Below are 26598 nucleotides of genomic sequence, written 5' to 3'. Positions count from 1 at the left end.
ATAGAGGGAAGTTTTGGTGCATTTCTGCACCAAAATAAGGCAAGGACTTAGTGGGTTGTGCCCGCAGCGATGGCTAAGTCTTGATCGTGAGTCAAAGCTGACGCAATCATGGCTTTTAGTGCTGCAATGACTGTAGACTCAGCCATACTTGGCGCACCACTGTGGTGCACTGCTTGCTCAGGCAAATATGGAATATGGATAAATCCACCTTTCAAATTTGCCTTGTGTGTTTCGATATAGTGGCATAATCCATACATCACATGATTACACACATAGGTGCCAGCAGTATTTGAAATACTTGCAGGAATGTGCGCTTCATGTAAATCCCAGAGCATCTGTTTTATCGGCAGCTTGGCAAATACTGCTGCAGGGCCGTCTTTAATCACAGGTGTATCGATTGGCTGGTGGCCTGCATTGTCTTTGATCCTTGCATCGTTGATATTGATGGCAATACGCTCGATGGTGATGTCACTTCTGCCGCCAGCTTGACCGACACATAGAACGAGACTTGGCTCGTGCAGCGCGATGCTGTTGTAAAGAGATTCAAGGGATGTATCAAATTCGCAAGGAAGTTCACGTGTCACCACCATATGGCCTTCGATGATTAACCCTTCTAGTTTTTGCACGGCTTGCCATGATGGGTTGATCTCTTCGCCTCCAAAAGGTTCAAAACCAGTAATTAATACCGTAGGGTGATTCGGTTTAGTCATTAAATATTACCCCGTACATTAAGAAAATATTGATGATGAGTAGGGCGATCGCAGTCGGAATTTGTACTTTGATCACTTGGTATTTATCTTTTAAATCAAGAAGCGCGGCAGGCACAATGTTAAAATTTGCGGCCATTGGCGTCATCAGCGTACCGCAGTATCCCGAGTACATGCCAATCGCTACTAGCGGTGCTGGGCTTGCATCGTGTCCCTGAATTAAAAATGGTACGGCGATACCTGCGGTCATTACCGGAAATGCAGCAAACGCGTTACCCATAACCATGGTAAACAGTGCCATACCAACGCAATAAAGTACAACCAGCATAAAACGATTATCTGGCGAAATAAACATAGTGACAATATCTTGGATCGCGGTGCCGGTGTTCGCGACAATAAATACGCCACCAAGCATGGCCAACATTTGCGGCAAAATAGCAGCCCAACCGATGGAGTCCACAAGGCGTCTAGACTCGCCAATTGCTTGAATTGGGCTGCCAGAGGTGAACTTCCATGCCACCAACAAAGCGCCACCACAAGCGAGTGTTAATGACGCCAAAGTTAGGTGGTTTTGGTCAAATAAGTAGGTACCACCTAGGTTAATGCCACCTAAGAATAAAGTACAAATCACCGTAATGATTGGAATGAGTACTGCAGGTATAAATAACTTGTTGCCGATTGATTTTGCACTTTGGTCGAGTTCCTCATCGCTTGGGGTGTAATAAGTGCCCATGGAGACTTTGCCCATGCCTGCAAGCAGGGCGATGATGATGACACTCACACCAACCCATTGGTATGTTAATGTTTCGCCAATGAGGGCAATTGATAGATCGCCAAATAAAAATACGTTACCAAACAACATCCAAAATAGGGCGGTGGTGTAGCGTTTTGGGTGCCCTTTATCTTGAAGTGTTTTGACAACGAGGAACAATACTAAAAAGCCGATCAGCAAATAAATATTTTCAATGGAAAGTAATGCCGGTGCCTCAGCTTGTGATGAATGATTTACTGCGCTCATGCTGGTTCCTCTGACGTCGCTGATTTGTTTTGTGCTTCTTTTTGTCTGATTTCAGCAATTTTGTTGCAAATCTTGGCTTCAAGTCGAGCAAGGCGGAATAAATGCACGATAAGCGCGAAAATAGCAGTAGGGATCGCCCACAAGCCGATGTGCAGAGGTTCAATACCTGCAATGCCATTTTCTTTCAAAAACGCATCCATCAGTAATACTGCGCCAAAGGCGATAAATATATCTTCGCCAAAAAATACCGCGATGTTATCGCAGGCAGCAGAGTGTGCACTGATCATATCTTTCACTTCTTTTGGCAGTTCGCCATGCTGATTTGCAGCTGCACCAAGCGCCATGGGAGCTAGCAGTGGACGTACAGTTTGTGCTTGACCTGCAAGGCTTAATAGCCCAAGCGCTGCGGACGATTCACGTACAACAAAGTACATACCTAATATTCTGGCAGTGGTTGCGCCTTTAATGTTAGCAATCCAATTTTTAGCACGGTTTTGCAAACCATAGCGCTCTAAAATGGCAATCACGGGTAAGATGAGTAGGAAGCTGGCAAGTTGCCTTGAATTCATAAACTTTTCGCCAAAGGTGGCAAGTAATTCAGAAAAATTGAGGTCTACTGCCCACCCTGTAATGAGACCGGCTGCGGTGACCACTAATAATGGGTTGAATCGCAGGGCAAAGCCCAATACGACAACCAATATTCCCGTTAATGGGAGTAAGTTTAGTTCTGTCATGTGTTTTTCTTATTGTGATGTTGTACAGCAATTTCTAGCTGTGCTAAGTGTTGTAATTGTTGTGTTGTCGCTTCTAAGGCCTGTGCTCTATCCACGACGAAAAAATTGCAAGTTTGACCTGCACTAAGCTGACTTAACAGTCTAAGATCCGCCTCAATGACTTGGCCAATGATTGGATAACCTCCCGTTGTTTGACAGTCATTTAAAAGCACAATGGGTTCACCGTTTGGCGGCAATTGTATTGTGCCAGGGCAAACCCCTTGGCTTGCAATACTCAGATCATGAGTCAGGTCTATTTCGCTTGATAATCTGACCCCCATACGATTGCTTTGCGGTAATACTTGCCAGCTCTTTTCAAACACGCTTTGTTGCTTGTCTTTTGCCAGTAGTTCTATGTGCGGTCCAGCAATGACACGTATTGTATTGGTATATTCAGGTAAAGCCGTGCCAATAGAACTTAGTACTGAGTTGGCTACATAATCCAGTTCGTCGCCATCGCTTAATGCTTTACCGCTTAAACCACCAAATCCTGCTTGTACGTCTGTGGAGCAGGAATTCATGACACAGGCCAGTGAAGAGAAGCCATTTTGAATCGCAAAATATGCTCTTAGCCCTGTTTTGCTCGTCGCAAATGTTAAAATATCGCCTTCATTTGCATGATAGCGCCAGCCAGTGGTTAATGGTTGTCCAGATAGCTTTGCGCAAAGATCTGCACCTGTGATTGCAAAGTTTGTTGGCTTACTAAATTTAAACTGACACAAACCCACAGTTATCTCGATAACAGGAGTGTCTTTTGGGTTACTTAGAAGTATATTGGCACTTTTAGCTGCTAATTGATCTAATACACCGGACTGGGAAACACCTAAGTGTCTAAAGCCCATTCTTCCTAAATCTTGTACACATGTTTGAATACCAGATTTTAAGATTGTTAGCATATGCCCTCCGTGCTTGGTAAAAATTTCACCTCATCTCCAGGTTGTAAAATACTGGGTGAATCTAAATTATGATTGAATAATACGGCGTCTGTGTGACCAATCAATCTCCATCCTCCTGGAGATTCGCTCGGGTACACAGCGGTTAAGTCTTGTGCGATGGCCACAGAGCCTTTCGGTACATGGGTTCTTGGTGACTCTAGCCTTGGCAAGTGCAATTTAGGGTGTAAATCTCCAAGGTAGGCGAAGCCGGGCAAAAACCCCAAAAATTTCACTTGATAGCTGCACTGGCTATGCAGTTCAACAACTTGTGATTGTGACAAACCAGTCAAAGAGGCAACTGATTGGAGATCTGGTCCGTAATGCTTACCATAATGTGTCAAAATTGTATGGACAGTTGGCTCAAATGATTCTGGCTCTATGTTTTCCCAAGCATCTTGCATTTTATCTAACCAGTATTCTGGATCTTGAGAATGCATCAAATAACCAGTGATTGTGGTTTTTGCTGGAACTATATCAATAAAGGCTTTTTGTTCGCGCATCCACGCGTGTAGCGCGAAAAGCTTGTTTTGTTGATACTGAGATAGGTTACTTTGCGTGATCTCTAAAACGAGTGCACGCTCGCCTAGGATGTAGATCTTGTTGTTAGTCATTACGTTGTCTTTATTATATTTTGCAACACGGTTTTCTTATTATTTTAGCGTTGTCATATCAGGTGAATATGCATGTTTAATATACATATTTATGGTGTACGAGGCTACACAATTAGAAAGAACAAAAAAGGCCATGCAATTGCATGGCCTTTTCTCAAAGTCGATTAGTTACCGCTTAATAACCATTCACTCAGAATTCGCACGCCGTAACCTGTACCACCTGCTGGTACTTCATCTTTGGTTTTCTTAGAAATTGCATTACCTGCAATATCAAGGTGTACCCAACGTGTATCGCCAACAAACTGCTGTAGGAAAGTTGCAGCAGTTGTCGCACCAGGACCATATGAGCCAACATTTGTCATATCTGCAATGTCAGACTTAAGCGCGTCTTTATAGCCTAGTGGTAAACGCCATACTTGCTCGTTTACAGTTTGGCCGGCGATGGTGAACTCTTTTACTAGTTCATCGTCTTCTGAGAAGATAGCTGAGTAGTCATTGCCAACTGCACGGATTTTTGAACCTGTTAACGTCGCAAGGTCAACCATGATTTCTGGCTTATAAAACTCACGTGCGTACCATAAAGCGTCACTAAGAATTAAACGACCTTCAGCGTCTGTGTTCAGTACTTCAACACTTAGGCCTTCAGCTGTGCGAAGCACATCACCTGGAGCGAAAGAGTTTTCAGATACCATGTTTGCAGCCATAGGCATAACAGCAACCACGTTTACGTCTGCTTTTGCTTTAGCCATCGCCTGAACGGTACCAAGCACAGCAGCAGCACCGGCCATGTCAACTTTCATGAGTGCGATAGACTTGCCAGTTTTAACGTTATAACCGCCAGAATCAAACGTAATGCCTTTACCAACTAATGCGATAGGGGTGTCATTGTTACCTTTATAGTGTGCGATAACTAGGCGTGAACCTTGAGCACTGCCACGACCAACAGCCTCTAGTGCGCCCATGCCTAGTTCTTTAATTTCAGCAGGCTCTAGTACTTTTACTTCAACACCATATTGCTCTAGCTCTTTCGCAGCGTTTGCAAAATCAACAGGCGTCATTTCAGACGCAATTTCTGATGTTAAGTCACGCGCTAAGAATACACCTGATTGAATGTGCTCTAGGGTAATGTATTCTTTAGCTGCTTTACGCTTGCTGTCTACATCAATGTTGTAACTTACATTAAAAGTTTTCGGCTCTTTTTTGTACACTTCAAAAGTGTGGTCACGAAGGTTGATACCATGTGCCAATTGAGCTGCAAGTTGTGAATTATTGATTTCACCGTCAAAGTCTTCAAAAGCAACTGCAACACTGGCTGATTTCTTGTTTTCTAACTTGGCATGTAAGTTACCGCCAAGTTTTGTCATTTTGCTTGCGTTTAGTTCGTCTTCTTTACCAAGACCAACCACAATAATGCGTTTATAGTCAGAGGAAACAGGCGCTAGTACTTCAACTGTTTTTCCAAATTTACCTTGGAAGTCTTCACTTTCTAATGCTCTGTTTAATTGCGCTCTAGTCGGTTTGTCTAGAAATTTGAAAGCAGCTTTTTTGTCTTCAGCTTTGAATACAACTAAAGAATCTGCGTTATCAAGCGTAGAAGTGAATTGGATATCTGCAGCGTTTGCTGAAACTGATGCACCAAGTGCGACTGCGATCGCTGAAAGGCGAGAGATAAAAGACATTTTTATAATCCTCTGGATATTGCGTGGCAACGTTTTACCTTATTTTACAATACATATTAATCTAATGTCGTTGAACCGCTCGTATTGTAGGTTAAGTTGCAATTGCAAAGAACAGATAGTGAGTGTGAAGGGTGGTGGCAATGAGTTTTCAAACGTGCACACAGACTTAAAAGCGAGTTTAAAAATATGTTGTTTATTCACAAAATTACTAGATAAGCCAGTTATAGCGCAGTTTTTAGACCCAAGGTTTTATCAATACTATCCAAAAATTTGAAATTGTTTTATTCAAAGCTCGGTCTCAATGATTAGACGATTATGATAGGAGCATGTAAGTGAGAAGGCAGATTACCTTTACTTTGTTACTGGGTTTATGTTCGGCATTTAGCTATGGCGCTGATATGCCAAAGCCTGAAATGGAAAATGCGAGTGTGAATATTCAAACGCTTGTTCTTGGCTCCGGATGTTTTTGGGGACCAGAGAAACGCTATGAAGCCATGAAAGGTGTGATTGATGCTGAGTCTGGTTATGCCGACGGTCGTGGTTTTAGAGCGACTTACAAAAATATCACCAGTCCTCGTAGACGTTTTGATGAGAACAATTATGCAGAAGTGGTGAAAGTTACTTACAACGCTAATTTGATTTCTACGGAGTCATTGATCAAATCATATTTTGAAAGCCATGATCCTACGCAAAAAAACCGTCAAGGGAATGACGTAGGCACGCAATACCGTTCTGTTATTTTGTTTGATACCGATGAACAAGCCAAGCAAGCACACGATTTAAAAGCGCGTTATCAATTGTTATTACAAACAGCGGGTTATGGTGATATTCAGACTAAAATAAAACCCCTTGAACGATTTTATTCAGCCGAAGAGTATCATCAAAATTATCTCGCGAAAAACCCTAATGGATACTGCCCAGATCATAGTACGGGGGTGACATTTGACAAAAAAGAAGCAAAACTTGTTGATAACGATGCTTTAAAAAGTGGTAAACACATTATAGTGTTAGATTCTCGCAGTTATTGTCCGTATTGTGAAAAGTTGAAAAGCACTGTATTAAATGACTATCAAGGGTCAATTCCACTTCACTACAGGTATGCAGATCAGTTACTGGGCATAGATATTATGTCGGCTACGTGGGCAACACCGACTATTTTACTTATTGAAAATGGCAAAGAGGTTGCTGGCTATCAAGGCTTTATGAATAGAGAAACCTTTTACAAAGTGCTCGGCGCTTTTAAGCTAGGTGAGACAGAGGCCTATAAAATTGCCTTTCAAAAAGGCACTGAGAGACCGTTTTGCAAGCAATATGATATTTTCAAAAATACAGGGGAGGGTGTGTTTGTCGATAAGCTCAGTGGTGCGCCTTTGTTTGATACAAAAGATAGATTTAATTCAGGTACTGGGTGGTTATCATTTAAGTACCCGGTAAAAGACAGTGTGACATATCATCAAGATTTAAGTTACGGCATGGTCAGAACTGAAATACGCTCTAAATCTACCGGTATCCATTTAGGTCACGTATTTGAAAAAGAAGGGCCTAATGGTACGGATAGATACTGTATTAATGCAAATGTTTTGGACTTTATTCCAAGTAATAAGAGCTAGAAGTATTGCACCTTAGTCTTGATTAGACTTTTGTTAAAGTAAAAATACGATATAAGCAGTCAAAGCACATTGCTAACGCTTTGACTGCTTATACTTTGTTTATCTTAATCTGAACCACCATCACCAGAGGAGCCGCCTGCACTTCCTTCCATAAAACTACCTGAGTCGATGGGTGATATATCCCCGCCAAAAAATGAATCAGATATTTCTTCTCGCATGCTGTTATAGTCACATACTTCACCACGATCACTGTGCCATTTATCGAACTGTTTCATGCTGGTATATAAAGCATGAGCGTAGCAAATATGTCTCCAGTTATAACCTTCATCATGAATGGTCTTTTCTACTTGTCCAGTAGTATAGGTTTTACTCTTACCGTATCTGCGAGCAAGATCTTTACCCAGAGTAGATATGTAACTGTTTATTGCTTTTTTCTTTTTATATTTCGCGAAAAACATCATCTTTCCTTTAAAACGATAGAGAATGTAGATTATTTTATGTTACAGGAATACGAGCACATAACCTATTCAGTTCTTAACTCTAATATGGCTTAGAATGCACGGCTTGGAATGACTCGGAGTGAGCAAGTACACTTGAAATTTATGCTTATTGTCTTTAAAGCTGAAAAACAGTGACGTAAAGACTACCAACACACTCTTATGAATACCTCTGACTATAAAAGGTTTTGGCTTGTCTGTGGTTTGCTCTTGATAAAGTTATCTTCTATATGCTTGATATATACATGCGTGTAATGGGGTAAAAACGTGTATGCTTTTTCTACCGCCATCCATTTAAAATCATTATGTTCATAGTTCAACCGAACTGTTTGCTTAGCACTGATAAACGCAACATAACCGATTAGTTTAGAGATGTTATCGATGTGAGATATCTTTTTGCCAAGTGGATAGATTGCGAATGCATTTAAGTTTGTTTCTTCTTTTAGTTCCCTGATTGCACAGTCTAATGGAGACTCTGTTGGATTACAGGTGCCTCCTACTGGCCACCAGTGGCCTTTATAGTTACCGCCAGACCTTTTTAGATATAAATATTCATATGTGTGCTCAGTCTCACGGAGGACATTAACGATGACGCCTTGTACTTGTTCTTTTTCCACTGCACATTCCCTTTAGTGTATTGATAAGTTGTTGATGTGTCATATTAATGCTTTACGATTAATATTTTATAAAATTAAAGGCAGATATAGACTTTTGGTTAAACTCTTGTTTACTGGATTTCTTAAGTCTTTATCTAAAAAGGTATTAAATATCAACTGTATAAGGTTTTTTCATGTATTGTTTGGAGTTGATAGTAGCTCTTTATTACGCCACTCAAAATAGGCAAGAAAAGTGACAAAAACCCCTTCTAAGCTGATAAATACTAACCCAATCATACTCGCAGTTTGCAAGTAATATATAACAAGTGTACAACATAGTGCAGCCCATATAATGTTTGCAAATATGAGTAGGGTAATTAATCGAATTTGTCGATCTTTAGAAAAAGCGAGCGACAATGCATAAACGCCGTAACAGGCATTCATTGTCGCTAAAAACAGTATCATGGAAGTAGATAAGTTATATAGATGGCTAACCCAATCGTTCAAAAGTAGTAAAAGAATGCCAACAACTAAACCAGCGCTGCCATCCAAGTGTAGAATATTTTCCATTTTAAAATGACTCATCCGTGAAGCATTTCCTTAATATAAGTCGATGTGCGAAGTACTCACTAAGTAACCAGTTTTTTCTTTTAATTTTCCAAACTATAATGTACCCAGAAAATGGTTAATTATCGACTTTTTAATTCTAGGTGCTGTTTCTTGGCTAAACCCATGACCAGTTTTATATGAGTTATGCACTACTTTATGTTGGAATTGCCTATTTTTTAAGTACAACTCAATGTCCTTTGCCATTTGGTAGGAAGGCCAGACTTGATCGTTTTCAGCTGAAATCATTAAAATTGGACCGTTGATATTCTCAAACTTAAATAAAGATTTTTTCACTAGATTTTGGTCATCTAACGCTGCGTTAAACCTGTTTAATAATGTTGCATTTGAATCCAAGCCCAGAGCTAATGCCGGGATGTCTTTATCATCCATTGTCCATGCAGACTTAGGCATAGTTAAACCATTCCAAGCAACTTTACTTGGTGTAGTCACGACGACAGATTTAATTCTTGAGTCTAAGGTAGCAAGTAAAAATGCAGCTTCAGAGCCTCTAGAACCGCCAACCACCCCAATTTTTGAGCTATCTATTGATGGGTGAGTGTCTAAATAATTTATTGCATCGATAAAATACTCCATTGGGATCTGATCTAACGTTTGCGGAATGCCTTTGTCTTTAAAATAGGCTAAACCAAGCACCGCTATACCATGGGGGGCAATCATTTCACCATTTGCATTGCCAGTACCTAAGCCACCTTCAGAACCTCCAAAAGCAATCACAGCAGGTACTTTACCTTTGACCTTTGGTAGATATAAATTAGCGACCAAGCCATTATGATCTACCTTATTTATGTCATATTGATGGTCTTGTGCTTTTGATAAAGCGGGTATGAGAGATAATATGAAATATAAAGGGAGTAGTAGTTTGTGCATATTGTTTCCTTGTTATTTTAGACCCTGTAGTACATTTTAATTAGTATGTTTTCGTAAAAACTGCCTTAACATTTCACCAACTAGTTTTGGTGATTCTTGATGAGAGGAATGAGCTGTCAGCGGTATATTGGCAAAACTACAATTTGTTATGCTTGCTTTGAGTGCGACCGCTTCATCTAATGAGAATAAAAAGTCTTTGTCTCCACGCATGACCAGAGTAGGGCACTTGATCTCTTTGACGGCAATATCCGGGTAACCCGATGCACTTGTATCAAGCCATACACCTTTCACTGTATGTAAAAGTTTTGAAAAATTCGGTTCTGGATTGTTCTCTTCGTAATATGTAACTTCATCAGCAAATAGCGATAGCCAATCTTCTTCATTTAAACCGCTTAATAACTCTATGGAAGGGTCATTTGGCTTAAGTCGCCATTGTGCTCCAAGTGTCACTAGGCAATTTACCCTTTCAGGTTGGCTTGCTGCCAGCCGATAAGCCACAATACCTCCGTCACTAAAACCAAAAATTGAATACTGACCGACGTCTAGATGATTAAGTAGTGCTTGAATATCTTTTTGATATTGCAGATAGCTAAGAGGCTGTTCACCTAAAAGTGATTTACCATGCCCTCGAAAGTCTACACGGATAACTTGATAGTTCGTGGCGACATAGTGGGAGATACTGTTTAGTTCATCCATTGAACCTAGGCCGCCATGTAACATCACTAATGGTGTACCTTTTGGATTGCCCGACACATCAAAATACAAGTTTGTACCATTTATGTTTATGTAATCTTTTTTATTTTCCATGAGATGTCTCAATGTGTTTGTTAAATGCTGGGATCATTTTGATAATCAAGAATAGAGAACATTTTGATAGAGCTGCATTCATGCTCGTTAGAGGAGTTTTTATTAGCGCAGTATGATGATTCAACCCCTATTACATAGTCTGCATAGGACAAACATCACTTGCTTCACCTTTTACGAAATAGGTTTGACGGATACTAGGCTGTACTACAGAGAATACGACTCCAAAGTTATCTCTTGCCAATGGACCACACTCATAGGGCTTGAGCGTAACCGTTTGCGTCAAGCTACAAGATGGTAAAAGCAGTGTGACTGCAAGTAAGGTGACTCTTCTTATCATTTTTTTATCTCTTATTTCAATTTCACGATAGAAGCCGATTGTGTTTGATTATTTACTTTGTAAAACTGATATAGCTTATTGTATGACTCAAATTCGTTTAGGCGCTTTGCGAATACTGGAGAATAGGCCCACTCATCGAAGAAATGGGTCAAGTCTTTTCTTGAATTGCGCTTAACAAATTGAATAAATTGCTCTGTGGTTGCCCCAGTTGTATAAAATGTTCGATAAAAGCCACCTATAATGTGATTGAACTCATTTTCGCCAACAAGATCATAGAGTAAGTGGAAAAATATCATTCCTACTGTGTAGGAATTTAACCCTTCTTTTCCGTAGTCAATAAATGCGGTTTGACCATATTGTTGATTGTGTTTAATTGTGTCTTTTACTTTATTTAGGGTTTTTGCAGTTTGTTGGCTTAGATGCCCGGGTGAGTCTAACTTATCTAAGGTAAGGGCTTCTAAAAAGGTGGCCAAGCCTTCATTCCATCGAGGAGAGTGTACATCTAGACTTTTTACATTCCATTGATGACTGATCTCATGATAAACCCTGTCGAGCTCTTTAAACCCTTTTGCATCTTGAATGACTGATGTGACGTCTGCTTGCGCACCATAGTTTTCAGGAACTTCGATAAAAGTATATCCAAGTTCTTGTTCTAATGGCCCGAACCATTTGGTATATAATTCAAAAGTATGCGCAATCTTTTCAAGTAAGGCTTGCGAATTTAGCGATGACTCCCAACTAAATATGGAGTACTTTCCTTTGACGTAATACGCATAACGCGCTATCGCAAAGTCCATTCTCCATGCGGGTAATTTGTTTGTATATCGATAAGTATGTTTTGTAGCATGTTCGTTATGTGATATGAGTTTGCCACCATTGGCAACAACGTATTCGCTTGGGACTGTTATGGTGATATCGTAATCATATCGATTGAGCCAAAATTTGGCTTTTCGATTGACTAAATCGTTGGGGTAGGTGACTAGCGGATATGCAAATGCATCCATTCTAATAATGGAGAAATTTTCAGAGATAGTATCTTTGACATAGTTCATACCGGTTTCGGTATACCCAAGTAAAGTCCCTTTATACTCAATTTCAAATGTGAAAATTTCGTTTGGTTTTATTGCCTTATCTAATTTCAATTCAACATAATTAGTTTGTAAAATCGGCCAGTCTTCGTTGCTTAAAACTTGCTGCGTAAAAGGAATAGACAGGCCTTCGCTATTTGTTACGGAAGTGACTTGTAATAAACGGTATACACGCAACGGGATATGATCAGCGCTTTTTTGAGAGGTATTAATGACGGTAATTTTGCCTGAGGCAGATAAGTTGCGCTGTTTTATATCAATATCGTAATTGAGCTGGTATTTTTTAGCTGCTAATTGCAGCGTACGCTTTGAGAACGCTTCTTCGGCACTGACACAGTTGGCAAAAAACGCGAATAGAACAATGAGTATTTTTGACACAATTATTCCTTTATTGTGATTTTATTTGAGGAAATGATGCAAAACTTCTGCTCTCATATCATGAGAGCGGGCAATCTAATAACTGATTTTAAAATGTACAATAATTTTATGAATTAAACAGTGATGTGAATCATGTATTTATATCGAGTCAGCCTGTTCTACTTTCTACGATTGAGATAATTTATTGGATAGTGTTGTTTTTGATACGAGATAAAGCTTAATGATTACAGATAAAGCATAAATACTATTTGAGGCCAGCAAAGAAATGAGGGCCGGATAAAAAATAAGATGCTAAGTTGGTTTGTGTGTCATTTGTATTAAACGTAGCTATTAAGAATTTGGCTTTTTACTCAAGCTAATTATCATACCAGCTGCTGCACCAAATATGAGTCCAAGTCCTACGTTATCCGTAAACTCTCCAAAAATTATCCCTAAACCTGCACCTAAAGCGATACACAAACCCATATTGTTATTTTTAGTCGTCACTTTTCTTTTGTTTGCCATTATTGTTTACCTTGAGGGCTGTGTTTAAGTTTTGGTTGATACTAAAGCGTAAGACAGAATATCAACAGGAGACTAAATATAGAGAAGGTTGTCAACCTCGCCTACATAAGAAGTGCTATGTTCTGTTTTAGTAGGGGGAAATAGTAATGAAGCAAGATCTCTACTTTATTTAACATAATGCTATAGCAACTTGTTTTATATGAACAAATTCATTTATTAGAAAATCTCACATTATTATTGTAATAAAAACCATTCTCATTACATTTAAGCTGTGCAATGATGTTCCTATTATGTTTATAATCCCGCATCCCAAATACTCTCATTACTAAGGACAGGAGCATAGGTTTGTACGCGTTTCTGATGGTACTATTGATAAGCACAGGTGCAATTTTTTCATATTTGTCTAATAGACACCAAAGGCTCTTAAAAAAGCCACTCTCTAAAACATACCAAAAACTGGGCTATGGATTGTTTGCCATGGCAATTTTGGTAGGTTTTTTTAATTTTTCTGGCTCGGCAGGTGTATTCATATGGATCCTAATTCTAATGGCAGCTTTATTTTGCTTTCCGTTTATTGCGCTATTTATTAAAAGGAATTAAGCATGTCTCAAACAGATAAAATCCAACCACATTGGTGGAGTAAAACTTTAGCAGGGGTGTTTGCAGGTTTTTTCTTAGCTCTTGGTCTTGTTGGAATTTTTGCGTGGGTTGGCCCGACTGGTCTTACAGAGCACATTACGCCAGAGCAAAGATCCTGGAAAACACAATTTAATATGTGGATGATCACACCTTTGTGGTGTTTGATCTTAAGCTTTGTATATATGTTTAAAACAGGTAAGCAAGCTTGGTTGTATCTTGGTAGCGGTGCTGTTTTATCAATTGCAATTGTCTATGCATTAAGGAGTTACCTATGAAAATTAGGTCTGATATTTTAAGGACATACCAAAGCTTGCATACATGGACTGGGATCACAGCCGGTCTATTGTTATTCATCGGCTTTTTTGCCGGTGCACTTACGATGTTTAGCTCTGCAATTAACGACTGGGCAACACCGCCAGAGTACCAATTACCGCAGGTAAAGGCGGGCGAGCATGATGTTCTACTACAACAAGTTTTGTCTTCAAGCCCTGAGGCACTCAAAGGCGTCACAATCAGTTTTGAAGAAGGCAGTTCTCCAATATCATGGTACGGACACGGTTCAGCACGTGGCTTTTCGATGGATGATCAAATATGGCATGCAACCCTTAATGAACAGGGCGACATGATCACCGAATTACGCCATGTGAACGAGCTCTCCATGCTGGTGGACTACTTACATCGTTCAGCAGGTATTATGGGGGAGCTTGGTCACGATCAAGCGGGAGTGTATGTACTTGGCATTGCCGCATTTTTATACTTTATTGCCCTTGTGTCTGGGGTAATTTTTTTACTCCCTAGTTTAGTAAAAAGCTTTTTTGCTCTGAGAAAAGAAAAAGGTGCAAACCGATTCTGGCTGGACTCACATAATCTTGTGGGTATTGCGAGTTTACCGTTTCATATTATTATCGCAGTAACTGTCATTGTATTTTCGTTTCATGACTTGTTTTACGGTGGTTTGAGCCAAGTATATGGTGATAAACCCATGTTTGGTGGTGGTGAAAAACACGAAGAGGTCAGGTATGAACTGAAAGATCTGCCGTCTTTAGATGAAATTAAGCAAGCTACATTAACTTATGCACCAAACTATGAGGTTAAAAGCATTAGTTTAAGCCGTTTAACGACCGAGCACCCATCTGCAACCGTGATGATCATCAGTGACCGAACTCTCATGCGCGGTCCACACAATGATTATGTGTTTATGAACCCTTTCACAATGGAGATTAACTCAAGTAGTGTTACGACTGATGCCGGCCAACAAGGGGTTTGGGGTGCCATTGTAACGAGCTTTTTTGGACTCCACTTTGGGAGCTATGGCGGTGAACTCGGTCGCTGGCTTTATTTTGTAATGGGGTTAGGCGGTGCATTTTTATTCTATAGTGGCAACCTAATATGGCTTGAAAAAAGACGTAAAAAGCAAACTGTAGAACAAAGCCGCTCAAGTCACTTTATGGCCAATTTAACAATTGGCGTTACGCTTGGCTGTGCGATTGGTATCGCAGGCGTATTTGCCTCGAGTAAGTGGCTGAGTTTAGGTGATTGGAACATTAATATTGCTTACATGTGGGTGTATTACACCTTGTTCCTTGGCACAATGGTGAGTGCGTTTATATTAGGTGCTGCCAGATTTAGTCTTATTGGTTTGAAGTTATTTATAGCCTTATGTATTGTAGTCCCTCTGAACTCCCTCGTTGCTATTATACTTCCTTCAATTGGGATTTGGGCGCCTGACTCTATTGCTGATCTAGGTATCGAGTTGGGTTCGCTTGGCTTTGCATCAGTTGCTTTCTATGCCCTAAGACGCGCTAAGATCCGTGTTTACAAAGGGGAAGAAAACAGTATTTGGTATTGCCCAAACATCAGTAAACATCAAAAGACAGTAAGCTTAGCTTAACAAATAATTGGCCGGTATCTTACACCGGCCTTTACATATCAAGTACCGAGCCAAGCGACACCTGATTACGACCATGTTGCTTAGCAAAATACAGTGCCATGTCGGATTGTTTTACCAGTTGATGTGGCTCTAAATCTACCCCCCAACGCGTTGCTATTCCAATGCTGACCGTTAATTTGATTACTGAGTCTTCAAATCTGACTATAGACGCTTCTGTGTGCTTTCTTACTAATTCTGCTAGTTCAAATGCATCGCCTTCATTACACTCTGGTAATAAGATACAAAACTCTTCGCCACCATAGCGTGCTACCACATCACCTGCGCGTGTACATGTCTTTTTTAGTACATCCGCAATATGTGCAATGCACTTATCACCGCATTGATGCCCATAGGTATCATTAATTTTTTTAAAGTGGTCGATATCAATCATTAATAAACTGACAGAATGTCCAAAGCGTTTTGCCCTTAAACACTCAGTATTTAATGCGTCATTGAGACTACGTCGGTTAAACACTTGAGTCAGCTCATCGATGCGAGAAATATGCTTGAGCTTGTCATAAGCAGTTTGAAGCTCTTTAGTTCTATTGATCACTTCAGTTTCTAGTCTTTGATTCGCTTTGCGAATCTCTGTCATACTGCGAGCCTGCGCGACAAATCGTTTTCTTCGCTCTGAGTTTATCCTTTCGGCCATTGCAAACGATAGACACGCCACTTCTATCGAAGTGCCTATGGTTAACGCATGTTCAGTAAACCAATTATTTGGTAAAAAGTTGAGCTTATTGGCTGCCAAAATAAGGCCACCACATAAAGCGGCGTTCCATGCTAAAGAGTAGTATGTAGAAAAGTGAGTACCTTCAAACAATTTAATGGTTCTGGTGATAACGCCCCAAGCACAAGCCACTGACGCGTATAAAATAATAACGCGGATCATCGTGCCATAGTTGAAGTACATAGACGCAAATAATAAGCATATGCCAACAAATGAAATCACTAAGCAACCACGATACAAGATGAGGCTATTTTTTTGGAGTTCTAACAGTTTAATAATAAAGAATGTACCAGCAAGCACAGCTGCAACTAAGAAAAATAATATGGATTGGTCATTCCACCATAAGCTTTCTTGCCACAAATACCGAAAGGCAAGCCCTGAAAGGCTAAAATAGAAGGCAATGATGGCTGAAACATACACAACATAATAAAGAAATGTTTCGTCTTTGAGCGAGATATACATGAAGATGTTATATACCACCATGATACTCATCAAACCGAAATAAGCCCCTAAAAATAGCGTATTCAACTGGTCGGTCTCGTAAAATTCTGGTTGCTCCCAAAGACGAATTGGTAATTGTACTGCACTGGTCGACTCGACTTGGATGTAAAGAGTAAGTGGACCATGGGCTTCTTTTTTGATGGGTAAAATAAAGTTGTGGTGTTTAATAATGCGATCGTCAAAATGCTGTTTGTCGCCTAGTTTTGCATAACTCACGACATCATCTTGCTGCATCAAATAGAGCTTTAAGTTGTCCAGTACGGGGTAGGCGATTTCAATGAGGTAGGCCTTGTCATTTTGAGGTAAAACAAAATCGACTCTTACCCAAAACGTTTGGTCTGTGTAACCTAAATTAAAGTTGTTGACTGAATTAGTCCGCCAGTGATTTGGGGGAAGAGAGAGCACATCGACTATGCCAAAATTATTATCGTTCAAATATTCGCTGCCAGCACTTAAATTTAGGTACTTGCCATTAGTGAGCGTAAGATCAGACTCAGCTGCGCTGATATATTGTACGTAACAAAACAACAATACAAATAAGATTTTCACAAGCGATAGTTTGTATAGTGACTCTTACTAAAGCTTAGAAGTGTATGGAGTAATGAGCAAAATTAAATAGAGAACACATCATACAATAATTATGTGTGTATCATTTGCAATTTCGCAGTAAGTAATGAAACTAAGTCTACAGGGGATAGGTGCTCATTATTTAATCCATAAATTAACGTCATAAAATAACAATCCATCATCGCTGTCGCTTTGACTTCATCATATTTATGGCCTTCAAAAAGCATGTGCTTAAACTCAGTAAGCTGGTCTTCAAAAAATGCGCTATGCCACATCAAATCTTGCAAAAGGGCTTTGCTGAAAGGGCGGTTCTCACAGTAAAAACGATATAAAAACTTAGCATAGTGCCTAAGACGTAATCGCGGACTTGTCTGTTCATTCTCTTGATGAGCCGTTTTCAATACTTCGTCAATGCGTTGATGCATCGCCAGCTTTAATATATCAATCTTGTTGGGGAAGTGGCTAAACACTGTACCTGTTGCCACAGAGGCATGTGTTGCTATTTGACGAGTTGTCGTTTCTGCATAGCCATGCTCTTGGAATAAACTCCAGCTGACATCAAGTATTTTTTGAGCTGTAATTTCTCTTTTTTTCATATTAAATCAAGATATTGAATGCAAGCGCAAGCTTATCATAAATCTCGGCAAATGTAACAAGCTTATCTTTATATTGACAAAATTGAGCGCGCTCATTAAATTAAATGAGCGCGCTCAATTACTAGGAGGTGTTTGATGCTAACGCGAATCATTGGTTGTATTTTATTTGTCCCATTCATTGCTTTTTACAGCTATATACTAGGCCCAGCACTTAAGTTGGTTCTTATTCCTGGAGGCTTGATGCTATTTGTGATTATTCTTGGTCCAAAGGAGTTTTCCACACACTGGCGTGCTGCCTTTAACACTCAGCCTAACGAGGTAAAGTCAGTTCCAGTTAGCCAGATTGATTAGTCAGTTTTAAAAATGCATTCTTTGCAATGAGTTATATCGCAATCTAAAAAACCGCATACCGCGGTTTTTTAGTTATTGGTGCTCGCTTTAACGTATCACTCGGGTATAATACTCACGATTTCGGCGCAACCCCTTTAGCGCTGTAGTAAGTATCGTTTAATTTAGAATTGAGGATTTATTATGACGGTTGGCATTATCATGGGCTCTAAGTCGGATTGGCCTACAATGCAACATGCGGCAGATATGTTAGATAAGTTTGGCATTGAGTATGAAACAAAGGTGGTTTCGGCGCATCGCACTCCTCAATTATTGGCCGATTATGCATCATCGGCAGCTGAGCGTGGTATTAAGGTTATCATCGCTGGCGCTGGCGGCGCAGCGCATTTACCGGGTATGGCTGCTGCATTTACTAGTTTGCCTGTACTAGGTGTTCCAGTTAAGTCTAAGACACTAAACGGTGTTGATTCTTTACTTTCAATTTGTCAGATGCCAAAAGGCGTTGCTGTTGGTACTCTGGCAATTGGTGATGCTGGTGCTGCAAATGCTGGTTTGCTAGCTGCTCAAATCCTAGGTTGTCAACAACCTGAGATTTTTGAAAAAGTAGAAGCGTTCAGAAAAGCACAAACTGAAACAATTCTAGCTAACCCTAATCCTGCTGAGTAACATGAAGGTATTAGTTCTAGGCGCGGGTCAATTGGCCCGCATGATGAGCCTAGCTTCTACACACTTGGGAATTGATGTTTTGGCTTACGATGTAGGTTCAAAGCAGGTGATTAACCCAGTGACATTTGAAGTAAAACCAACCACGCTCGAACAAGAAGTAGAGCAATCTTACGCTATCACAGCAGAGTTCGAACACATACCAGAAGATGTTTTAAGTATCTGTCAGCAAAGTGGTAAGTTCTTCCCTGGCGCTGAGCCCATTGCAACTGGTGGTGATCGCAGCAAAGAAAAAGCTCTGCTAGACAACGCACAAGTGCCTTGTGCACCTTATGCTTTAATAACCGAAAAACAAGCATTTATTGACGCGATTGATGAACTTGGTTTGCCGCTTGTGATCAAAACTTGTCAAGCAGGTTATGACGGTAAAGGGCAGTGGCGTTTAAAAACGCCTGACGAAGCTGAGCAAATTTGGTCAGAAATGAAAGACTTTTTGGACTCGGGCACTGACGCAGCACCACATTCGATTATCGCTGAAAAAATGATCCCATTTGATAGAGAAGTCTCTATTATTGGTGTTCGTGCCAGAGACGGGCAGTGCAAAGTTTATCCTTTGACTGAGAATCAGCACACCAATGGTGTCTTAACTCTGTCTATTGCAGGCAAAGAAAAGGCAGCAATACAAGTACAAGCAGAATCTGCCTTCGAGAAGTTAGCTACAGAGCTAGATTATGTTGGCGTATTGGCCATTGAGTTTTTCGATGTCGGCGGTCAACTACTTGTCAATGAGATTGCGCCTCGAGTACATAACTCAGGACATTGGACTCAACAAGGCGCACATACAAGCCAATTCGAAAATCATATGCGTGCAATTACAGGTCTGCCAATCGGTTCAACGGAACTTGTTAGGCCAACTGCTATGATTAATGTGCTAGGTCAACCATCTATACCTCATACTGTGCTCGGCATCGAAGATTGTACAAGCCATTGGTATGGTAAAGAATCTAAGCCAGGCCGAAAAATGGGGCACATTAATGTGTCAGCGGATAATTTGCATCAACTAGGAGAGCGGTTAGCTGAGCTCGCTGAGATACTCCCAGATGACGATTATCCTGGCGTTGGTTCTACAAGCCACGCCTTAATTTTAAACTAAAAAAAAGCCGAGCTACTGCTCGGCTTTTTATTATATTAAGTATTTATTAAGCTCTATCATGGCCAAAATCAGTCCTAACTACTTCAAAGCCCTATACGTGATTTGTTTCATAGCGTGTATCAGCCCAGTTTTTGGTTCCGCTACTGCATTATTTATGGGTATTACTTTTGCGCTTCTGCTTGGCAACCCTTTCGAGATACAAAGTGCGAATTTATCTAAGCTATTGCTTAAGCTTTCAGTTATAGGATTGGGCTTTAATGTTGATATTATGCAAGTACTTGAAGTAGGGCGTAGCTCATTAGTTTTGACTATTGTTAGTATTACCGCAATTATTGGGTTGGGCGAAATTCTCACTCAACTTTTTCGATTAAATAAAAATACCGGCACGCTTATTTCATTTGGTACCGCGATTTGTGGTGGCAGCGCGATAGCAGCGATGGCGCCCGTTATTAAAGCTAAACAAGACGAAATTGCTGTTGCCTTGGCAATTGTATTTTCATTGAATGCAGTTGGTTTATTGATATTTCCATGGCTCGGCCATTATTTTGAATTGAGCCAGAGCCAGTTTGCAATCTGGAGCGCACTCGCAATACACGATACGAGCAGCGTTGTAGGGGCTGCTGCGGCTTATGGTCCAGTTGCGCTCGCTATGGCAACTACGATTAAGCTGACACGTGCTATGTGGATAGTGCCCTATACTGCACTAGCCGGTGTATTTTGGCGCTCTGAAGAAAGAACAAGTATCCCTCTATTTATTGTTGGCTTCTTATTGGCGGCGGCAATTAACACTTGGCTTCCAGAGTTCAAGTCTTTATGGCAATTGGGCTATGAGGGGGCAAAAGCACTTTTAGTCGGGACTTTGTTTTTGATTGGCTCGGGGATCTCAAAAAAAGTATTGCAGCAGTGTGGCTGGCAGCCATTCATTATGGCCTTGATTTTATGGATAATTGTAAGTTCAGTCATACTTGTGTTAATCCTTGATGGATTTATTAAATAAATTTACTAAATTTTTTTGAACCTTTTAAAATTGCACTAGTCTGAATATGTGAGGCTTGGATATGCCTCATTTCATATTCGTTGTCTATCAACGACTATGTGAGCGCAGAGAGTATTTGGCCAGTAACTTTACTGGCCTTTTTTTACCCTTCATTGTTGCTTTTTTGTGAACACACCTGCAAACAAGCTAAAAACTTTGTTTGTTGGTCTTAAACCTGTCGAATAATGTTCTATCTTTTGTTTAAATTGCGCCGATTTAAATCTTAAAAGAAGAGCTCTAATGAAAAAATCCCTATTGAGCATTGCCGTTGCAGGTTTACTGCTAACGGGTTGTCAAACAACAAGCCAACAATCTGACCTTGAAGGTGCTAACAGCACTGTAAAAACAGTCGTTGAAAACGTACAAACACCACTTGATTTTGGTAGCGAAAACATCACGCTTGAGCAAGCTATGGCAGATCCAGATTGGATTAGCCGCTCTCCAGAAGATGCTTATTGGGGCGCTGATAGCAATACTATCTACTTTAATCAAAAACAGGTTGGAAACCAGCTTAGGGACACTTTTTCGATAAATAGCAAAGGTACACAGCCTGTTGCTTTGTCAAACTTGCATAACATTGGTAGCGACGAAGCGATATACTCTTCAGACGGTAAGCTACAAGCTTATACATTCCAAAATAATATTTTTGTTAAAAATGTAGCAACACAAGAAGTTAAGCAACTAACTCGTACCAGTGCAAAAGAAAAAATTCTGCAGTTCATGGTGTCTGGTGAACTAGCATTCAAAGTAGGAAAAACAATCTTTTCAGTTGATGTAAAAACAGGTTTGACTAAAGAGTTAGTTAAAATCAACAAAGGTAATAAGCCTGTTGGCACACAAGAGCCAAATACCTACATTGCAAAAGAGCAACACAAGCTTATCGATTATGTTGCGCTTACACATAAAAACGCGTTAGACAAAGAAGCGCGCCAAGCTAGCATTGAGTCTGAAAATAATTCTATTGCTAGCCAACAAATTTATATCGGTGAAGGTTACGAACTGGTAGATTCAAGCATTTCGCCAAAAGGTGACAAGCTAATTGTTGCTGTTAGCAAATCGCACATGATCTCTCAAGAAACAAAAAAAGACATCATGCCAAATTATATTGGTCAAGATGGTAATATCGATCCAGTTCAAGCGCGCAGCCGTGTAGCGGACAACAAACCAGTTGAAGTTGAAGTAAGATACTTTAACTTGAAAACAGGTGAGCAAAAGAACATCGGTTTTGAGACCTTACCTGGCTTTGACGAAGATGTTTTAGCGGATGTGAAAAGAGAAAATGCACAAGCAAAAGGTGAGACGTATAAGTCTGAGAAATCACCACGTGCAATTAAGCTAATGCGTGATTGGTACTGGTCACAATCTCCTATTCAGTGGAATAGCAAAGGTGATCAAGTCGCATTGATGTTCAAAGCTTGGGATAACAAAGACCGCTGGATCGCGACTCTGGACTTTGATAAAGGCGAACTTGAGCCGCAGCATAGGCTACATGACAAAGCTTGGGTAAACTATGCATATAATGACTTTGGCTGGTTGAATAACGAAGATACGTTATTTTTCTTATCTGAAGAGTCTGGGTATAGCCATTTATATGTTAAACCGATCAATGGCAAGGCCAAGCAACTTACATCTGGTAAGTTTGTAGTATCAGAGCCAAAGCTAACGCGTGACAACAGCAAGTTTTTCTTCAAAGCAAACGTTGATCACCCTGGTATTTATGAGATTTACACCGTCGATGTAAACACAAAAGAAAAATCAGCAATTACTGACTTAAATGGCTTAACTGATTACTCGCTGAGCCCTGACGAGTCAAAGGTTTTACTTAAGCATTCAAAAATTATGATGCCTACAGAGCTTTATGTTGCTGATGCTAAGCCTAATGCCCAACCAAAGCGCCTAACCAATACGGTTTCTGACGAATTCTTAAACAAGAAACTGATTGCACCTAAAATTGTTGCTGTACCATCTAGCCATACTGACGCGCCAATTTATGCAAAAGTTTATTATCCAGCTGACTACAAGCCGGGTGAAACTGGTAAAAAGCGCAAAGCGGTTATCTTTAACCATGGTGCAGGCTACCTTCAAAACTCACATATGGGTTGGTCGGTTTACTTCCGCGAGTTTATGTTCCACTCACTACTAGCAAGTGAAGGCTATGTGGTAATGGATATGGATTATCGTGCATCGAAAGGCTATGGCCGTGACTGGAGAACAGCCATTTATCGTCAAATGGGTACTCCAGAGATCCAAGATTTGGCTGATGGCGTTAAGTGGATGAGCGAGCATGCAAACGTAGATGTTGGTTCTGTCGGTACATATGGTGGTTCATATGGCGGATTCATGACGTTTATGGCACTGTTCACGCAGCCTGAGTTGTTCCAAGCCGGTGCGGCGCTTCGTCCTGTTACTGATTGGGCATACTACAATGACCCGTATACGTCTAATATTTTGAACAGACCTGATGTAGATCCGATTGCATATAAGCGAAGCTCACCAATCTACTTTGCAGAAGGTTTAAATAAACCTCTATTAATCAATGCGCCAATGATTGATGACAATGTGTTTTTCCAAGATGTTGTCAGGTTAGTACAGCGTTTCATTGAACTTGAAAAAGAAAACTTTGAGACTGCTATCTATCCAGTGGAGCCACATGGTTTTGTTCAGCCGTCAAGCTGGTTAGATGAATACCGTCGTATATATAAGTTGTTCAAAGAGAACCTTTAATAACGACGAAAAAGGCCAGCATTATGCTGGCCTTTTCATTTAATATTGCTCGCTATTAATTATTTTCAGATTTATTACGACCTAAATTTTGTGTAAATAAAGGAATGGCTAAAACAAGCCCACCTAACGCGCCAATAAGGTGTGATTCAATTGCCACGCGAGAGTCAATTAAGTTACCTACGTCAGCACTCGGTCCTGCATATTGTTCCCAAGCTAATTTACCCACAATACCCAAGAATAAAAGAATACCAGTAGGTTCTTTTACTTGAATATCTTTTAGCGCACCCCAAACAATAATTCCATGTAGTAATCCGCTTAATCCAGTGTATACTCTGATGTCTGGACAAAATAGCCAAATGCCTAATCCAGTCCAAAGCCCTAGTAATAAAACATGAACAAAATAACGCCTTATTGATGTGTGTTCTGCGTGCAGTACCCAAATAAACAAAATACCAACTAGGTTCAAACCTAAATGTGTCCAATTGGTATGAATATATTGGCTACTCCAAATCCGCCATATTTGACCTTCAGTGATCAATTGGCGGTGGAATTCAAGTGTATCTCGCATATCAAAAGCCATTAATAGAGTAGCGATTATCGCTAGTGTCAATGGCGGTAATATATACTGAGGGCTTACTGGAAGGTTGAAACCAAGCATGCTATGTCTACAATAATAAAGGTATTTTTACATATTGTGCCTGTTAACTTTTATGATGCCAACGAAGATCGAAAATAAATAATGACTACATTCAAATTTAAGCACTCATTGCTAGCATTGATGCTCGCATCTAGTTTACCCGCTGTCGCGGACCAAGCTGACCCCAAAAAGCGAGAAGCAAGAGAGCCTGAAGCCGCAACTGGACTGACGTTAAAAAAAGAAAAAATTGCTGAAAAGTATATGGTTGTCGCGGCTAACCCGCATGCAAGTAAAGCAGGGCAGTTAATGCTTCAACAGGGTGGCAGCGCCATCGATGCAGCTATTGCTGCTCAGCTAGTTTTAACGCTTGTTGAGCCACAATCATCAGGTATTGGCGGTGGCGCGTTTATTCTTCATTATGACAAGCGTAATGATTACCTCACCTCGTTTGATGGCCGTGAGACCGCACCAAAAAAAGCAGATCATACGCTATTTTTAGATAAAGAGGGTAAACCTGTTAGGTGGATTGAGGCCGTTGTTGGCGGCCGCTCTGTGGGTGTACCGGGTATTATTCATTCTATGAAGCAAGCGCATGATAAGTATGGCGTGTTAAAGTGGAAACAGCTATTCAAACCTGCCATTGAACTTGCTAACAATGGCTTTAAAGTATCCCCCAGACTTCATATGTTGCTTAGAAAAGAGTTTAATCCAGGCTTAACCAAACTTTCCCCAGCGAAAGAGTATTTCTACCCAAATGGTAAAGCGCTCGAAATAGGTACTCTATTAAAGAATCCGGCATTAGCAAAAATCTTTAAAGAGATCGCTGAATACGGCCCTAAAGCCTTTTATGAAGGGAAATATGCAGAAGATATGGTCAAAGCAGTGCAAAAATCTGAAATTGCACCGGGTCATTTATCAATGTCGGATCTTGCTAATTATCAAAGTAAAGAGCGTCACCCAGTTTGTACCTCATATCATGATTATAAAGTGTGTTCGATGGCACCACCGAGTAGCGGCGGACTAACGGTACTGCAAATATTGAAGTTATTAGAAGGCAAAAAGCTGGCGCAGTACAGACCAAATGATCCAAAAGCCGTTCATTTATTTACTCAAGCATCAAGATTGGCATTCGCCGATCGTAATTTTTATATCGCAGATCCTGATTTTGTAGATGTGCCGACCCAAGGGCTTTTAAACCCAGTTTACTTAAACTCCAGAGCAAAATTAATCGGGGAAAGAGATAATCAAGACGTGCCTGTAGGCGACCCATCAATGGGGAAATTATCTTACGCTCAAGACGACAGCTATGAACTACCATCAACTACGCACTTGTCAATCGTTGACAGTAAAGGTAATGCTGTTTCTATGACGAGCTCTATTGAAATGGGCTTTGGCTCAACCGTTATGGTGAACGGGTATTTATTGAACAACCAACTGACTGATTTCTCTCTTTCACCTAAAGTTGGTGGAAAATGGGTTGCTAACCGAGTTGAGCCAAATAAGCGTCCAAGAAGCTCTATGGCCCCGGTGATGGTATTTAATAAAGATGGCAGCTTAAAGTTGGTTGTGGGGTCTCCTGGTGGAAGTCGAATTATTAACTACGTAGCGCAAACTGTGATTGGCGTACTTGATTGGGGTTTAACGCCACAGCAGGCAATTAACTTACCGCGTGTTACAAATCGTAATAAATATACAACCTTAGAGAAAGGAACTGATTTAAAAGCAATGAAGCCTTGGTTGGAGTCAAAGGGCCATAAAGTACGTATCTCTGATTTAAATTCAGGTATTCACGCGATTGAAATAAAAGAAGGCCTTTTATTTGGCGGGGCAGATCCGCGCAGAGAAGGGGTCGCACTTGGAGAATCTAGCGAGTAAGCATAGGATATTATAGATTATTCAGTTATAATGTATGACCCTGTTTACGGATCTCTCATTCGTTTACAGGGCCGTTTTATTGGTCTGATGTGCACTAAAGTGATTGAAAATTTGTGTACTTAGACAATAATGATCCCTTATATCAAAAATTAAGAGTCACAG

At 40.4% G+C, this 26598-nt stretch carries 26 protein-coding genes; 9 read left to right on the top strand and 17 right to left on the bottom strand.

The window, feature by feature from the left end; all coding sequences use genetic code 11:
• Nucleotides 1-47: 47 nt before the first annotated feature.
• The 6 genes from pcp to AC2CZC_RS17415 all read right to left on the bottom strand — a co-directional run bounded on the left by pcp (nt 48) and on the right by AC2CZC_RS17415 (nt 5723).
• Nucleotides 48-710: a pyroglutamyl-peptidase I gene (gene pcp / locus AC2CZC_RS17440; RefSeq protein ID WP_063363791.1), complete on the bottom strand. Its 663-nt coding sequence runs from the start codon at nt 708-710 to the stop codon at nt 48-50.
• Nucleotides 703-1725, bottom strand: a complete 1023-nt coding sequence (locus AC2CZC_RS17435) for a DUF979 domain-containing protein (RefSeq protein ID WP_063363792.1) — start codon at nt 1723-1725, stop codon at nt 703-705. The genes pcp and AC2CZC_RS17435 overlap by 8 nt, the downstream gene beginning before the upstream one ends.
• Nucleotides 1722-2459, bottom strand: a complete 738-nt coding sequence (locus AC2CZC_RS17430; protein WP_484582783.1) for a DUF969 domain-containing protein — start codon at nt 2457-2459, stop codon at nt 1722-1724. The genes AC2CZC_RS17435 and AC2CZC_RS17430 overlap by 4 nt, the downstream gene beginning before the upstream one ends.
• Entirely contained in the window at nt 2456-3394 is a 939-nt protein-coding gene (locus tag AC2CZC_RS17425; protein ID WP_484582782.1) for a 5-oxoprolinase subunit C family protein, read from the bottom strand. The genes AC2CZC_RS17430 and AC2CZC_RS17425 overlap by 4 nt, the downstream gene beginning before the upstream one ends.
• On the bottom strand, nt 3388-4044 hold the full coding sequence (gene pxpB / locus AC2CZC_RS17420; RefSeq protein ID WP_484582781.1) for a 5-oxoprolinase subunit PxpB: 657 nt from the start codon (nt 4042-4044) through the stop codon (nt 3388-3390). The genes AC2CZC_RS17425 and pxpB overlap by 7 nt, the downstream gene beginning before the upstream one ends.
• 164 nt (nt 4045-4208) lie before the next feature.
• Nucleotides 4209-5723, bottom strand: a complete 1515-nt coding sequence (locus AC2CZC_RS17415) for a leucyl aminopeptidase (RefSeq protein WP_063363795.1) — start codon at nt 5721-5723, stop codon at nt 4209-4211.
• 398 nt (nt 5724-6121) lie between these two features.
• On the opposite strand from AC2CZC_RS17415, the gene msrA reads away from it, so the two are divergent.
• Nucleotides 6122-7333, top strand: a complete 1212-nt coding sequence (gene msrA / locus AC2CZC_RS17410) for a peptide-methionine (S)-S-oxide reductase MsrA (protein WP_484584899.1) — start codon at nt 6122-6124, stop codon at nt 7331-7333.
• A 104-nt stretch (nt 7334-7437) separates the two neighbouring features.
• On the opposite strand, the gene AC2CZC_RS17405 is transcribed toward msrA, so the two are convergent.
• The 8 genes from AC2CZC_RS17405 to AC2CZC_RS17370 form a co-directional block, all read right to left on the bottom strand.
• The gene (locus AC2CZC_RS17405) at nt 7438-7794 is read right to left on the bottom strand and encodes a DUF6559 family protein (RefSeq protein WP_484582780.1); all 357 of its coding nucleotides are present in this window, start codon (nt 7792-7794) and stop codon (nt 7438-7440) included.
• A gap of 212 nt (nt 7795-8006) precedes the next feature.
• The gene (locus AC2CZC_RS17400; protein ID WP_484582779.1) at nt 8007-8447 is read right to left on the bottom strand and encodes an NUDIX domain-containing protein; all 441 of its coding nucleotides are present in this window, start codon (nt 8445-8447) and stop codon (nt 8007-8009) included.
• A 171-nt stretch (nt 8448-8618) separates the two neighbouring features.
• Nucleotides 8619-9011, bottom strand: a complete 393-nt coding sequence (locus AC2CZC_RS17395; RefSeq protein WP_484582778.1) for a hypothetical protein — start codon at nt 9009-9011, stop codon at nt 8619-8621.
• 78 nt (nt 9012-9089) lie between these two features.
• Nucleotides 9090-9923, bottom strand: a complete 834-nt coding sequence (locus AC2CZC_RS17390) for an acyl-CoA thioester hydrolase/BAAT C-terminal domain-containing protein (RefSeq protein WP_484582777.1) — start codon at nt 9921-9923, stop codon at nt 9090-9092.
• Between the two features lie 36 nt (nt 9924-9959).
• Nucleotides 9960-10730, bottom strand: a complete 771-nt coding sequence (locus AC2CZC_RS17385; protein ID WP_484582776.1) for an alpha/beta fold hydrolase — start codon at nt 10728-10730, stop codon at nt 9960-9962.
• Between the two features lie 130 nt (nt 10731-10860).
• The gene (locus AC2CZC_RS17380; protein ID WP_484582775.1) at nt 10861-11067 is read right to left on the bottom strand and encodes a hypothetical protein; all 207 of its coding nucleotides are present in this window, start codon (nt 11065-11067) and stop codon (nt 10861-10863) included.
• A gap of 11 nt (nt 11068-11078) precedes the next feature.
• On the bottom strand, nt 11079-12533 hold the full coding sequence (locus AC2CZC_RS17375; protein ID WP_484582774.1) for a M1 family aminopeptidase: 1455 nt from the start codon (nt 12531-12533) through the stop codon (nt 11079-11081).
• Between the two features lie 330 nt (nt 12534-12863).
• Nucleotides 12864-13037 (bottom strand): hypothetical protein, encoded by a 174-nt coding sequence (locus AC2CZC_RS17370; protein WP_484582773.1) that lies wholly within the window; start codon nt 13035-13037, stop codon nt 12864-12866.
• Between the two features lie 602 nt (nt 13038-13639).
• On the opposite strand from AC2CZC_RS17370, the gene AC2CZC_RS17365 reads away from it, so the two are divergent.
• Both AC2CZC_RS17365 and AC2CZC_RS17360 read left to right on the top strand, forming a co-directional pair.
• Nucleotides 13640-13951 (top strand): hypothetical protein, encoded by a 312-nt coding sequence (locus AC2CZC_RS17365; protein ID WP_237139179.1) that lies wholly within the window; start codon nt 13640-13642, stop codon nt 13949-13951.
• Nucleotides 13948-15567, top strand: a complete 1620-nt coding sequence (locus AC2CZC_RS17360) for a PepSY-associated TM helix domain-containing protein (protein ID WP_484582772.1) — start codon at nt 13948-13950, stop codon at nt 15565-15567. The genes AC2CZC_RS17365 and AC2CZC_RS17360 overlap by 4 nt, the downstream gene beginning before the upstream one ends.
• Before the next feature lie 31 nt (nt 15568-15598).
• On the opposite strand, the gene AC2CZC_RS17355 is transcribed toward AC2CZC_RS17360, so the two are convergent.
• Entirely contained in the window at nt 15599-17386 is a 1788-nt protein-coding gene (locus AC2CZC_RS17355) for a sensor domain-containing diguanylate cyclase (protein ID WP_484582771.1), read from the bottom strand.
• Between the two features lie 89 nt (nt 17387-17475).
• Entirely contained in the window at nt 17476-18000 is a 525-nt protein-coding gene (locus AC2CZC_RS17350) for a TetR/AcrR family transcriptional regulator (protein ID WP_063363807.1), read from the bottom strand.
• Between the two features lie 135 nt (nt 18001-18135).
• Between AC2CZC_RS17350 and AC2CZC_RS17345 the strand changes: the two genes are divergently transcribed.
• From AC2CZC_RS17345 to AC2CZC_RS17325, 5 genes are all read left to right on the top strand, one after another.
• Complete coding sequence (locus AC2CZC_RS17345) at nt 18136-18351, top strand: hypothetical protein (protein WP_484582770.1); 216 nt, start codon at nt 18136-18138, stop codon at nt 18349-18351.
• Between the two features lie 180 nt (nt 18352-18531).
• Nucleotides 18532-19014 carry a 5-(carboxyamino)imidazole ribonucleotide mutase gene (gene purE, locus AC2CZC_RS17340; RefSeq protein WP_484582769.1) on the top strand — a complete coding sequence of 161 codons (483 nt, stop codon included), beginning with the start codon at nt 18532-18534 and terminating at the stop codon, nt 19012-19014.
• A gap of 1 nt (nt 19015) precedes the next feature.
• Nucleotides 19016-20164, top strand: coding sequence for a 5-(carboxyamino)imidazole ribonucleotide synthase (locus AC2CZC_RS17335; protein WP_484582768.1), 1149 nt, complete (start codon nt 19016-19018; stop codon nt 20162-20164).
• A 58-nt stretch (nt 20165-20222) separates the two neighbouring features.
• Nucleotides 20223-21161 carry a YeiH family protein gene (locus AC2CZC_RS17330; RefSeq protein ID WP_484582767.1) on the top strand — a complete coding sequence of 313 codons (939 nt, stop codon included), beginning with the start codon at nt 20223-20225 and terminating at the stop codon, nt 21159-21161.
• 279 nt (nt 21162-21440) lie between these two features.
• Entirely contained in the window at nt 21441-23924 is a 2484-nt protein-coding gene (locus AC2CZC_RS17325; RefSeq protein WP_484582766.1) for a S9 family peptidase, read from the top strand.
• Between the two features lie 55 nt (nt 23925-23979).
• On the opposite strand, the gene rrtA is transcribed toward AC2CZC_RS17325, so the two are convergent.
• Nucleotides 23980-24492 carry a rhombosortase gene (gene rrtA, locus AC2CZC_RS17320; protein WP_484582765.1) on the bottom strand — a complete coding sequence of 171 codons (513 nt, stop codon included), beginning with the start codon at nt 24490-24492 and terminating at the stop codon, nt 23980-23982.
• A 171-nt stretch (nt 24493-24663) separates the two neighbouring features.
• On the opposite strand from rrtA, the gene ggt reads away from it, so the two are divergent.
• Nucleotides 24664-26436, top strand: a complete 1773-nt coding sequence (gene ggt / locus AC2CZC_RS17315; RefSeq protein ID WP_484582764.1) for a gamma-glutamyltransferase — start codon at nt 24664-24666, stop codon at nt 26434-26436.
• Nucleotides 26437-26598: the final 162 nt, after the last annotated feature.

The sequence above is a fragment of the Pseudoalteromonas sp. MMG033 genome (genome assembly GCF_057197785.1).
The sequence above is the reverse complement of the archived record's forward strand: the minus strand, read 5'-3'. Positions and strand labels throughout refer to the sequence as shown.

What these genes read in the sequence shown, in the direction of transcription:
- pcp (WP_063363791.1), bottom strand. Translation starts at nt 710, where the DNA reads ATGACTAAACCGAATCACCCTACGGTATTAATTACTGGTTTTGAACCT.
- AC2CZC_RS17435 (WP_063363792.1), bottom strand. Translation starts at nt 1,725, where the DNA reads ATGAGCGCAGTAAATCATTCATCACAAGCTGAGGCACCGGCATTACTT.
- AC2CZC_RS17430 (WP_484582783.1), bottom strand. Translation starts at nt 2,459, where the DNA reads ATGACAGAACTAAACTTACTCCCATTAACGGGAATATTGGTTGTCGTA.
- AC2CZC_RS17425 (WP_484582782.1), bottom strand. Translation starts at nt 3,394, where the DNA reads ATGCTAACAATCTTAAAATCTGGTATTCAAACATGTGTACAAGATTTA.
- pxpB (WP_484582781.1), bottom strand. Translation starts at nt 4,044, where the DNA reads ATGACTAACAACAAGATCTACATCCTAGGCGAGCGTGCACTCGTTTTA.
- AC2CZC_RS17415 (WP_063363795.1), bottom strand. Translation starts at nt 5,723, where the DNA reads ATGTCTTTTATCTCTCGCCTTTCAGCGATCGCAGTCGCACTTGGTGCA.
- msrA (WP_484584899.1), top strand. Translation starts at nt 6,122, where the DNA reads ATGCCAAAGCCTGAAATGGAAAATGCGAGTGTGAATATTCAAACGCTT.
- AC2CZC_RS17405 (WP_484582780.1), bottom strand. Translation starts at nt 7,794, where the DNA reads ATGATGTTTTTCGCGAAATATAAAAAGAAAAAAGCAATAAACAGTTAC.
- AC2CZC_RS17395 (WP_484582778.1), bottom strand. Translation starts at nt 9,011, where the DNA reads ATGAGTCATTTTAAAATGGAAAATATTCTACACTTGGATGGCAGCGCT.
- AC2CZC_RS17390 (WP_484582777.1), bottom strand. Translation starts at nt 9,923, where the DNA reads ATGCACAAACTACTACTCCCTTTATATTTCATATTATCTCTCATACCC.
- AC2CZC_RS17385 (WP_484582776.1), bottom strand. Translation starts at nt 10,730, where the DNA reads ATGGAAAATAAAAAAGATTACATAAACATAAATGGTACAAACTTGTAT.
- AC2CZC_RS17380 (WP_484582775.1), bottom strand. Translation starts at nt 11,067, where the DNA reads ATGATAAGAAGAGTCACCTTACTTGCAGTCACACTGCTTTTACCATCT.
- AC2CZC_RS17370 (WP_484582773.1), bottom strand. Translation starts at nt 13,037, where the DNA reads ATGGCAAACAAAAGAAAAGTGACGACTAAAAATAACAATATGGGTTTG.
- AC2CZC_RS17365 (WP_237139179.1), top strand. Translation starts at nt 13,640, where the DNA reads ATGTCTCAAACAGATAAAATCCAACCACATTGGTGGAGTAAAACTTTA.
- AC2CZC_RS17360 (WP_484582772.1), top strand. Translation starts at nt 13,948, where the DNA reads ATGAAAATTAGGTCTGATATTTTAAGGACATACCAAAGCTTGCATACA.
- AC2CZC_RS17350 (WP_063363807.1), bottom strand. Translation starts at nt 18,000, where the DNA reads ATGAAAAAAAGAGAAATTACAGCTCAAAAAATACTTGATGTCAGCTGG.
- AC2CZC_RS17345 (WP_484582770.1), top strand. Translation starts at nt 18,136, where the DNA reads ATGCTAACGCGAATCATTGGTTGTATTTTATTTGTCCCATTCATTGCT.
- purE (WP_484582769.1), top strand. Translation starts at nt 18,532, where the DNA reads ATGACGGTTGGCATTATCATGGGCTCTAAGTCGGATTGGCCTACAATG.
- AC2CZC_RS17335 (WP_484582768.1), top strand. Translation starts at nt 19,016, where the DNA reads ATGAAGGTATTAGTTCTAGGCGCGGGTCAATTGGCCCGCATGATGAGC.
- AC2CZC_RS17330 (WP_484582767.1), top strand. Translation starts at nt 20,223, where the DNA reads ATGGCCAAAATCAGTCCTAACTACTTCAAAGCCCTATACGTGATTTGT.
- AC2CZC_RS17325 (WP_484582766.1), top strand. Translation starts at nt 21,441, where the DNA reads ATGAAAAAATCCCTATTGAGCATTGCCGTTGCAGGTTTACTGCTAACG.
- rrtA (WP_484582765.1), bottom strand. Translation starts at nt 24,492, where the DNA reads ATGCGAGATACACTTGAATTCCACCGCCAATTGATCACTGAAGGTCAA.
- ggt (WP_484582764.1), top strand. Translation starts at nt 24,664, where the DNA reads ATGACTACATTCAAATTTAAGCACTCATTGCTAGCATTGATGCTCGCA.